Source organism: Paenibacillus sp. GCM10027630, from assembly GCF_042676305.1.
In the GTDB taxonomy this organism is placed as follows: Bacteria; Bacillota; Bacilli; order Paenibacillales; family NBRC-103111; genus Paenibacillus_S.
Genome location: NZ_JBHTGY010000036.1, coordinates 241,061 through 251,740, shown reverse-complemented (window position 1 = coordinate 251,740; position 10,680 = coordinate 241,061). Strand labels below are relative to the sequence as shown.

Below are 10,680 nucleotides of genomic sequence, written 5' to 3'. Positions count from 1 at the left end.
CAAGTACAAGACTTATTACCTGAGGAGGATTAGGCATGTTTTTAACAATGGATAAATTGTGGAAACGAATTGAGGAATTGAAGAGTCATCGTTATGTCGATCATCGCGAGCTTCCCTCTTACGACTTCTGGATCGATCAGGAGGCTGAGATTGCACAGAAGCCGCCCGAAGATGCAGAGTGGGGAAAAATGGCAGTCGGCGATCGCTGGCAAGGCTGGGATTTGACCGCTTGGTTGAAGACGGATGCTGTAATTCCGGCAGAATGGTCAGGCAAACAAATTGTAGGCCTATTCGATTTCGGCAAAACCGGCTCAGGGCATAATTGGGGCTTTGAATCGCTGCTCTATGTAAATGGGGAGCCCTATCAAGGTGTGGGCAGCAATCATACTGAGGTGTGGTTTCCAGAGTCATTCCTGGGACAAAGGATTGAGCTCTTGTTCAAGGTCTGGAGCGGCTTAAGTGGCGCTGATGGAACCAAAACAGTGCAGGAGCATCAGCTGCGTATGTCGGCGCTGGCTGTGCTTGAAACGCAGACGGATGATCTCTATCATACGGCGTTCGCTGTCTGGCATACGATTCAAGTGCTGGATGAGAATCGCTGGGAAAGGCAGGCGCTGGTCAAAGCGCTTGATCGTGCTCTGCTGCTGTTGAATTGGCGGGTACCGGGTGACGATGCTTTCTACGAAAGCGTTCACGCGGCCAACCGGAAATTAAAGGAGGAGCTGGCGAGCTTGCCTGCCTTCCAGCCCCTGACAGTACGCTGCATTGGTCATACGCATATAGATGTGGCGTGGTTGTGGAGGTTGAAGCACACTCGTGAGAAAGCGGCTCGGTCTTTTTCTACCGTACTGAGGTTGATGGAGCAGTTCCCGGAGTACGTCTTTCTACAGACGCAGCCACAGCTGTATGAATATATAGAGCAGGATTATCCGGAAATTTTCGCCAAAATCAAAGAACGCATTCAAGAAGGCCGATGGGAAGCTGGTGGCGCTATGTGGCTGGAATCGGATTGCAACATTCCTTCCGGTGAGTCTCTTGTGCGCCAGTTATTATATGGGATGCGCTATTTTGAACGTACCTTCGGAGTTAAATGTGAATATTTATGGCTCCCTGATGTTTTTGGCTACAGCTGGGCATTACCGCAAATATTGCAAAAAAGCGGTCTGCGTCACTTCATGACAACTAAAATCAGCTGGAATGTATATAACCGGTTTCCTCACGATACCTTTTATTGGAAAGGCATCGACGGTACAGAAATATTAACGCATTACATTACAACGCCCGACCCGGACATTAAGGAAAGCACGTTCACCCGGTTCTATACGTATAACGGTCAGGTGCTGCCAGCGACTTTAAACGGGATATGGAATAATTATCGGGATAAGGAGGTTAACGACTCCGAGCTGCTCTTATCCTACGGCTGGGGTGATGGCGGCGGTGGCCCTACCCGCACGATGCTTGAAATGCGCAGAAGGCTGGAAAACATGCCTGGAATGCCGAAAGCAACTACGGGGCGCGCTGATGAGTTTTTCAATAAGCTGGAGCAGACTGTCGAGCAATCAGACCGCTATGTCCACCATTGGGATGGGGAGCTGTATTTGGAGCTGCACAGGGGCACCTACACCTCTCAGGGTTATGTGAAAAAGATGAACAGACGTATGGAATTTTTGCTGCGGGATGCGGAGATGGCTTCGGTTTTCAGCAGTCCGCTTGTAGGTTATGCGTCTTACCCACAGAAGCAGTTATATGACAGCTGGAAAATCGTACTTCGCAATCAATTCCATGATATTTTGCCAGGCTCATCGATAACTGAAGTGTACGAGGATTGCCGTGTCGAATATGCGGAAGCTGAACATTTGGCTGAAGATGCTTTTTCGAACGGATTAGAGCTATTGGCGTCATGTGCAGCAGTAAAAGCAGGAGAATGGCTTGTGTTTAACTCATTGCCATGGAAGCGCAGCGAGATTGTGCATCTTCCCTGGAAGCCTAGCTATGAGGGCGGGCAATGGACAGACGCATCGGGCGCAATATTGGCGGCGAGCCGCATCAGTGGACCTGATGCTGGGGAAGGTCAGCTCCAGCTCCTTGTGGGGAACATACCGGCAATGGGATATACGACCTTGCGTATGCAAACAGCAGCGCCGTTAGAAGTGACAGAAGCGAGTACAACGCAGCGGGCCTCGTCATTTACTTTTGGAGAGCAGCGCGTGTCCACGCCTTATTATGAGCTCGAATGGAATGAAGCTGGACAGCTCAACAGATTATTCGATAAACGTACCGGTCGTGAGGTCATTGCAGCAGGAGAGACCGCCAACCGATTTGATGTTCATGAGGATAAACCGGCTTTCCACGATAACTGGGAAATCGATATTTTTTATACGGAGAAAGTGCGTCATGTAACTGACCTGCGGAGTGCAGCTGTTGTAGAAGAGGGGCCGCTCCGCGCAGTCATCCGTTTCAAATGGGAGTATGGCCCGACAAGGATCGAGCAGGATATGATTTTGTATGCGGATCATCCGAGAATCGACTTCTCCACATGGGTTGACTGGCATGAAAGGGAAACGTTGTTAAAGGTGGCATTCCCGGTGTGCGTTCGAGCGGCGGCAGCGACCTATGAAATTCAGTTCGGGCATGTGCAGCGTCCGACACATTGGAATACAAGCTGGGATTATGCGAGGTTTGAAACATGCGCTCACAAATGGGTTGATTTATCGGAGCGGGGATTTGGCGTCAGCTTGTTAAATGATTGCAAGTACGGCCACGATATCAAGGATCATGTAATGAGGCTTACTTTGATTAAATCATCCAACAAGCCCGATCCGCAATGCGATAAAGGCGAGCATACCTTTACTTATTCCCTGCTTCCGCATGAAGGGGATTGGTTCACGGCGGGTACAGCAGAGCAGGCGCACAGGTTAAATGTGCCGGTAACGGTTATGGAAATTGCCGATAGTTCGACCGTGGCAAACCATGCTTCTTCAGCTGGAACGACCGCCAATGTGCTGCCTGCTGAGCTTAGCTTCATTAGTGTAGCCGGGGATCACGTGATGATCGATTCGATCAAGAAAGCGGAAGACTCCGATAGCTGGATTGTGCGCTGCTATGAATATGCAGGCAAGCGTGGACATGTCATGTTCCATACCCATTATTCCATTGTGGAGGCGGCTGAAGTTAATCTTGCCGAGCTTGAAGCTGAGGCTATGAACCATGAAGCAAATGAAATTGGAGCTTATTTCAACCCTTTCGAGCTGAAAACATTCCGGCTCACTCTTTCAGAGGCACACGGAATTTCATGAAAATAGCCTTTGAAGGGCGCTAAGGGGGGAGAAGCTAATGAGTACAGAGGAATTGCATAGTCTTTCTGACATTTTACAATTCACAGGATTGACAAGGGAGAGAATAGAGCATATTTTACAGCGTATTTCAACTCTGAGAGTCGGTGTGATCGGTGATGGCTGCCTTGATATGTATTGGGAGGCTGATATGATCTTAAGCGAATTGTCGAGGGAGACGCCGCATTATAATCTTCCCGCTGTCAAAGAGCGCTTTGCACCAGGTGCCGCCGGCAATGTCGCTGTCAATTTCAAAAGTCTTGGCGCTGCGGAAGTAAGCTTTTGCTCCGTTGCAGGAGCAGATTGGCGGGGGGCTTTGCTCAAGGAAGCTTTAACTACTCGAGGGATCGATGATTCGTTTGTACTTGTTGAGGCAGGCCGGGTAACTCCGGCTTACTGCAAGGTAATCATGCAGGGAATACAAGGCGTGAGGCAGGAGGCGCCCCGCATCGATTTCATTAACAGGGAGCCTTTATCCGAAGCGGCTCAGCAGCGTGTTGTAGCACAGCTGGACCTTATGGCTATGAAGGTTGACGTAATAAGTGTAACCGATCAATTGCCCCATGGTATCATGGGGGCTGCCTTAAGAGAGCGGCTGCAATATTGGTCTTTGAACGGGAAAAAGGTGATCGTGGACAGCCGGGACCGGATCGGTGCTTACAGCGGAGTTGTGCTCAAGCCCAATGAGCTTGAGGCGCTTCGCTGGTACCACGGAAGCGTGAAGCTGCAGCTGCAGCCGACAGAGGGGGAAATATTGAAAGCGGGGCTTCAGCTTAGCAGAAGCTCCGGCGCTCCTTGCTGCATCACAGTCGGAGAGAAGGGAGCGGTGTGGTTCGAGGATGGCCAAGCGACTCTGGTGCCAACGAAGCCTGTTCCGCCGCCTATTGATATTGTTGGAGCCGGAGATTCCTTTACGGCGGCCTTTCTATCGGCGTGGGGAGCGGGATGCGCGGGTTCTGAAGCAGCGGCCTTTGCCCATCTGGCTGCCGCAGTATCCGTTGGTAAAATAGGAGAGACGGGAACAGCTTCTCCGCAAGAGATAATGAGCCGCTGGGAGAAAGTAAGGTAGAGGCGGGAATTTTCCGCTAAAATGAAAGGGAATAAGTGTGGGGCGACACGAAGTTATGATTTTCTATAACGTAGGAGCCCCATATGAAATCCTTCCCCAAAAACATATTGTAAGGGGTTGCACAAAGATTGGGGGTTTGAAAATGGGATGGCGGCAGCTTGCTTTGCTTTTACCGGAAAATAAGCTTTTTAATAAAATTCTTTTGTATTTCTTATCCTTATTAATCCCTATTGTAATCATTGGCTTAATTGTCTATTTGAATGTGGATCATTTGGTCAAAAAGGATGTTTCCCAGAAGCTGACGGATAATCTCATTTTCTCATCCAGAACGGTTGACGGGTACTTGGGAATGGCACAAACGGCTAACAACAACCTGATAATGAGCGATACGTTCCAGAGGTATCTGCAGCCTTATCGGCAATTGTCTGATTCGGACAAAGTGAATGTACCGTTAATCATAAGAGCCATAGCGGAAAATCTTAACCTGCTGAGCTCCTTTGTCGATCATATTTTTATGTATACCGATACGGATAAAATTTATACAAGTCAAGAACTGGCTGATTTCAACACTTTTTTTGATGAGTTTTATCAAATGGAGCGGTATTCCAAATCGTATTGGAAGCAAAAGCTGCTGAAAAGCAGTTTCTTTGAGCTGCTTCCTCCCAGCATTGTCGGGGACTATAACGGAATTCATTTGAAACAGTCCATTCCAAGCGTAACAACTCAGTACGTCAATGGAAGGCTAGTCACGATGGTCACCAGTATTTCCGTTCCAGCTATAACGGCTGCTTTTAAAAACAACTCCATTTTTCCAACAACGTCTTATTTCATCGTAGATAAAAAGCAAAATCTTATTATCAATAACAGCGGTCTTAGCCCTGAAATAATTCGCAGCATTGCTGAACAGTTCCCTGAAGAAGGGCGAACCGAATATATGAAGGTCGATGATTCTGAATCATTGGTCGTAAGGATTTCCTCCGAAAATTTTGGTTGGAATTATTTTTCAATAACTCCCGTGTCGTCGTTCAGCAATGAATCCTCGAGCATTCTTAGCCTGGTGTTCTGGATTTGCATTACGTTGATAGTTGTTGGAGTGCTATTCTCCTTCGTATTCAGCATGAATCTGTACAATCCTATTAAAAATATCCGGGATATTCTCATTCAAAGCGAGAAGCAAATTAATTTTGGCAATGAGTTTAGAAGTAATGACGAATTGAAAATGATTGGGAATCGAGTCCATCAATTGGTTCAACAGCACCAGGATGCGTCCCTTAAAATAAATAAATATTCGAGCGAGCTGCTCGATCAGTTTTTTATGAATTTACTCAGAGGAAACCATTGGGTTCAACAGGAGACATTAAGCCAAATTTTAGAGGATATCAGCTTTAAGGCCGAGCGCTACTTATGCTGCAATTTCATGTTCCGTTATAAGGAAAGGTTTTATCATGAAATTCAGGAAACTGACCGATTGCTCATTCAGGAAAAAATGAAAAAAGTCGTTTGGGGCATCATGCAGCAGAATGTAGATTGCTATTTGTTGGAGTATGAGCCGAATTTCTATGTATGCCTGGTATGTATGAAGCGGGAGGAGGATCGCTCGCTGCTTAACTTGGCGCTAGAGACAATGAAGCAAACCTTCGAGTACGATACGGTTTATTGTGAGCTGATGATCGGCTTGGGCAAAATGTATCCGAAGGTAGAAGAGATTGCTATGTCTTACAGCGATGCGATGACTGCAATGGACCAGAAGCTGAACGGTTCGGATAATCTGATAGCGGATGCGGCCGATTTGACGATCGAGCAAACGTATTACTATTCCTTTTTGGATGAGAATAAATTGGTTAACGGTTTGAGAGCAGGAAATATCGAAGGGTTAAAGGCAGATGTGGAAGAGCTGATACGACTGAATAAAAACCGTGGCGTTTCGTATTCATACCTTGGGGCATTGGTTGTGGAGCTGTGGAACACGGGTATTCGGTATATCCATGAAAAGCAGCTTAGCTTAAATCAATTGCTTGCGGAGGAAGAGTATAAGGTGCTGCTCAATAAAAATATGGCTCCTAATGAATTTTATGATCGTGTGCAACGTCTGCTCGATTTTTACCAGCGTATTATTCAGGAGACAGCGGCCAAGGGAGAAACGCGAGCTGAGACCGTTATTTCATTAATCACCGGATATATTGAGAAAAACTATCACAAAGACATTTATTTGGAAAGCATATCGACTGAAATTGGTTTATCCGCCAAGCATGTTTCCCGGACCTTTAAAGAAGGAACGGGAACGAGCATTACGGATTATATCAGCTTTATTCGTATGACAAAAGCCAAAGAGCTGTTAATCCACTCCAATTACAAAATAAACGAGATTGCCGAGCGTGTTGGCATTGGCAGCCGGACAACTTTCTTGCGTGTATTCAAAAAATCTGAAGGCATATCGCCTGTAGATTACCGCAATGCCCATATTCATGAGCGTGATGTTAGTGATGCGGAATTATGAATCCTATGCGAAGAAACGGAGCATTCCTTTGATGTGTCAAAACGGAACCATTTGCGCTGTTTTGACAATGTTCAACCTCTTCCCAAGCAATTACACTGAGGCAGCAGGTTACAAATAACGATTTATTAGGAGGCAAAACATGCGATTAACAAAAAAGGGGTATGTTGCTGCAGGCTGCTCATCCGTATTACTGCTTGGTGTGTTATCCGGCTGCGGAGGAGATTCGAAACAGGCGAACGGTACAGGGAAGGAAACGGCGAAACCGGCAGGGGCGGCTGCTCAATCCGATAAGCCCTTGGCGCTGACCTGGATGAGATATGAGCATCCGACACAGCCGCTGGACCCAAACTCCAAAATTTTTCCGGAAATATTGAAGAAGAAAAATGTGAAGCTGGATGTTCAAAGTACACCTCAGAGCAATTATGACGATAAGAAAAAGACGCTGATCGCTACCAATTCGATTCCGGATGTGCTGCTAGTTAAGCAGGATGATCTTTCCAACTTTTCGGACACTGGAATTTTTCTGGATTTAACTCCTTATCTCGACAAAATGCCTAACTTCAAAAAGATTATGCAGGAATTTCCTGAGATTAACAAAAATAAAATTGACGGGAAGCTATATGGATTTCCACTGACTCAGAAATTTGCCGCATCACAGTCTGGGCAGGTTCCTGTCATTCGAGTCGATTTACTCAAGAAATTAAATGTGCCGACACCAACTACTTATGAAGAATTGTATCAAGCGTTTAAAAAGCTGAAGGAAGCGTATCCGGAAACATTCCCGTTCACTAGCCGTGCAGCCAATGGCTTGACTGGGACTGAAAACTTGATTAATCCTATTGCTTTTGCATTCGGAAGCGGATACACGAATACGACTGGGGCAAAGGTATATTATGATCCCACTCTGAAGCAGTATAAATTCGGCCCGTCTTCGCCGGAGTTCAAAGAAGCGATAAGCTACCTGCGGAAGCTTTATAAGGATAAGCTGCTTGACCCGGACTATGCGTCGGCTACCTCGCAAATTTGGCAGGAGAAGCTGAGCTCGGGCAAATCGCTCTATTATATGGATAACACTGGGTTCGGGGCTAACTTCAATGCTGCATTGAAGAAAAAGGATCCGGAGGCGCAATTCGATATGTTGCCGATTCTGGCAAGTCCCAAAGGTGTGAAGCGGGTACAGCTTTATCAGCTTGACCATTTGCAGGAGTCATATGCGATCAGCGCCAAGGTGAAGGATCCTGAGAGGGTCATCCAGTATATGGATTGGCTGTACTCTGATGAAGGAGTCCGCTTGACCTCTTGGGGTCTTGAGAACGATCACTATACGATGGATAACGGCAAATACAAAATCAATGAGCAGTTCTTTAGTCAGTTCAAAGAAAAACCGGATCCATACACAGCTATGAAATCCGTGCTTGGAACGGGATATCTCGGATTAGCGCTTCATACCGATGATTCGCCGAATGTTGCTTCCCAAGCCAAAGAAATGCTGGAGTGGACTGAGAAAAACTATCAATTTATAAAAGAAGGTTCGGCGTTCAGAATGGCTTATGATCCACCGTTCACCAAAGACGAACGTGAAAAATTGAAGCAGCTAAGAACGCAGCTGGACGCCTATTTAACGCAAACGATGGATAAGTTCATTATGACCGAGGGAGCCATCGACAAGGAATGGGACGGATTTATAAAGCAAGCCAAAGAAAAAGGCGCTGACGAGATTGAAAAAATATTTAACACCGCATTGGCGAGGGTGAAATAAGGATAAAGGAATGAGGGCAGGTCCTGCTAAGAAGGCAGGGCTGCCCCCAAATATCCTTTTAGGAGGTGCTCAACATAGCTGCGTTCATAGAGGAATCATTAGCTTCTGGAGCGGTCGACAAAGCGGACAAATGGTCGGAAGTGAAAAGAAAGCTGAATAAAAGCAAGTTTTTATATGCCTTGTTCGTACTGCCCTTTATATATTTTGCCATTTTTCACTATGCTCCTATGATAGGTAATATTATGGCTTTTCAAGAGTACTCCATAATTAAGGGATATTTCGACAGTCCATGGGCGGGAATAAAGTACTTCAAGCAATTTTTAACCGATCCGTACTTCTGGAAAGTAGTTCGCAACACCTTGCTGCTTAATTTTTATTCTTTGATCTTCTATTTTCCGGCTCCGATTATTTTTGCCATATTGTTAAATGAGCTTAGAAGCAATAAATTCAAACGGTTTATTCAAACGGTAACTTATGTACCTCATTTTCTGTCGACGGTTGTCATCGCGGGGATTATTATAAATTTTCTGTCCATCTCCGGTTTGGTCAATCAACTCCTTGTGCTCTTGGGCTTGGAGCCCAGAACGTTTATGGCTTTCCCTGAATGGTTTCGTGCTATCTTCGTCAGCTCAGAAATTTGGCAAGGTATTGGCTGGAATTCGATTATTTATTTGGCGGCTTTATCATCCATAGATCCAGGCTTGTATGAGGCTGCAACCATCGATGGAGCTAACCGTTGGCATAAAATCCGCCATGTTACTCTTCCGGGTATTTCTACCGTCATTACGATACTACTGCTTCTTTCAATAGGTCATATGCTGTCCGTTGGCTTCGAGAAAATCATTTTGCTATACAGCGGTCCTACTTACGAAACGGCGGATGTCATTCAAACTTATGTTTACCGAAGAGGTCTGATCGATGCTGATTTCAGCTTTGCCGCTGCCGTAGGAATTTTTCAATCCGTCATTTCGCTGGTCTTGATTGTTTTCGCGAACCAGTTTGCCAAAAGATTTAATGGAACCGGTTTGTTCTAAGCAATGCCTATGCCTAAGCAAAAAGCTTTCTTGAGAAAAACTCAGCAAATGCTTACGATGAAAGTTTTGCATTCGCAAAACTCTGAGGAGACAGAGCCATCATGAATCTGAAAAAAATAAGTTTTTTCGATACGCTCAATATAATGGGTATGCTGCTGTTAATCGCTGTTACCTTTTACCCTTTATATTATATGGGGATTGTTTCCATCAGCTCCGGTCTCGCTGTCCAGCGGGGAGATGTATTTCTATATCCAGTTGAGCTTTCATTAAAAGCATACAGCGTTGTGCTGGACGATCCTGCCATCCTCCGTTCCTATGGAAATACGTTGTTATATACGGCTCTAGGTGTCACGGTCAACTTAATTATGACCACGTTATGCGCCTATCCATTATCCAGGACCTATTTATACGGAAAATCACTGTTTGCCTTTTTCGTTGTTTTTACGATGTTTTTTGACGGGGGATTAATTCCTAGATATATGGTTGTCAATTCTCTCGGGATGGTTAACACGATATGGGCGATCTTAATTCCTACGGCGATCAATGTATTTAATATGCTGCTGATGCGAACTTTCTTCGAGCAGATTCCCGAGGTGCTGAATGAATCGGCTACTATCGACGGGGCGGGTGAAGGAAGGATTTTGCTGCAAATCATATTGCCTTTATGTATGCCTGTTATGGCAACCATGTTTATTTTCTACGCAGTGTCACATTGGAACAGCTTTTTCCCGGCATTAATTTATTTGAATGATAAATCCATGTTTCCGCTGCAAATTTTGGTCCGCAATATCGTCATCCAGGGTGAGCTTTCGTCGCAAATTACAGAGATGGGTTCGAATGAAGGAACGTCTCTGATGGCCCAAAATGTGAAATATGCCGTAGTTTTCATTGCGATCCTTCCCATCCTTGCCATATACCCGTTTGTGCAAAAATATTTTGTTCAGGGAGCGATGCTAGGAGCGGTCAAAGGATAGCAGGAATGAAATACA

7 protein-coding genes are annotated in these 10,680 nt (G+C 45.7%); 6 read left to right on the top strand and 1 reads right to left on the bottom strand.

Annotated elements, in window-relative coordinates:
- Positions 1 to 35: 35 nt before the first annotated feature.
- The 4 genes from ACFQ0C_RS18015 (at position 36) to ACFQ0C_RS18000 (ending at position 8,657) form a co-directional block, all read left to right on the top strand.
- Positions 36 to 3,296 carry an alpha-mannosidase gene (locus ACFQ0C_RS18015; protein WP_379368433.1) on the top strand — a complete coding sequence of 1,087 codons (3,261 nt, stop codon included), beginning with the start codon at positions 36 to 38 and terminating at the stop codon, positions 3,294 to 3,296.
- A 37-nt stretch (positions 3,297 to 3,333) separates the two neighbouring features.
- Positions 3,334 to 4,401, top strand: a complete 1,068-nt coding sequence (locus tag ACFQ0C_RS18010) for a bifunctional heptose 7-phosphate kinase/heptose 1-phosphate adenyltransferase (RefSeq protein ID WP_379368432.1) — start codon at positions 3,334 to 3,336, stop codon at positions 4,399 to 4,401.
- 142 nt (positions 4,402 to 4,543) lie between these two features.
- On the top strand, positions 4,544 to 6,898 hold the full coding sequence (locus ACFQ0C_RS18005; RefSeq protein ID WP_379368431.1) for a helix-turn-helix domain-containing protein: 2,355 nt from the start codon (positions 4,544 to 4,546) through the stop codon (positions 6,896 to 6,898).
- 139 nt (positions 6,899 to 7,037) lie between these two features.
- Entirely contained in the window at positions 7,038 to 8,657 is a 1,620-nt protein-coding gene (locus tag ACFQ0C_RS18000; RefSeq protein WP_379368430.1) for an extracellular solute-binding protein, read from the top strand.
- A gap of 58 nt (positions 8,658 to 8,715) precedes the next feature.
- On the opposite strand, the gene ACFQ0C_RS17995 is transcribed toward ACFQ0C_RS18000, so the two are convergent.
- The gene (locus ACFQ0C_RS17995) at positions 8,716 to 8,868 is read right to left on the bottom strand and encodes a hypothetical protein (RefSeq protein WP_379368429.1); all 153 of its coding nucleotides are present in this window, start codon (positions 8,866 to 8,868) and stop codon (positions 8,716 to 8,718) included.
- Between the two features lie 31 nt (positions 8,869 to 8,899).
- Between ACFQ0C_RS17995 and ACFQ0C_RS17990 the strand changes: the two genes are divergently transcribed.
- Positions 8,900 to 9,691: an ABC transporter permease gene (locus tag ACFQ0C_RS17990; RefSeq protein ID WP_379368428.1), complete on the top strand. Its 792-nt coding sequence runs from the start codon at positions 8,900 to 8,902 to the stop codon at positions 9,689 to 9,691.
- Positions 9,692 to 9,792: 101 nt separating this feature from the next.
- A complete protein-coding gene (locus ACFQ0C_RS17985; protein WP_379368427.1) occupies positions 9,793 to 10,665 on the top strand; it encodes a carbohydrate ABC transporter permease in 873 nt (290 codons plus the stop codon).
- The last annotated feature ends 15 nt before the right edge of the window (positions 10,666 to 10,680 follow it).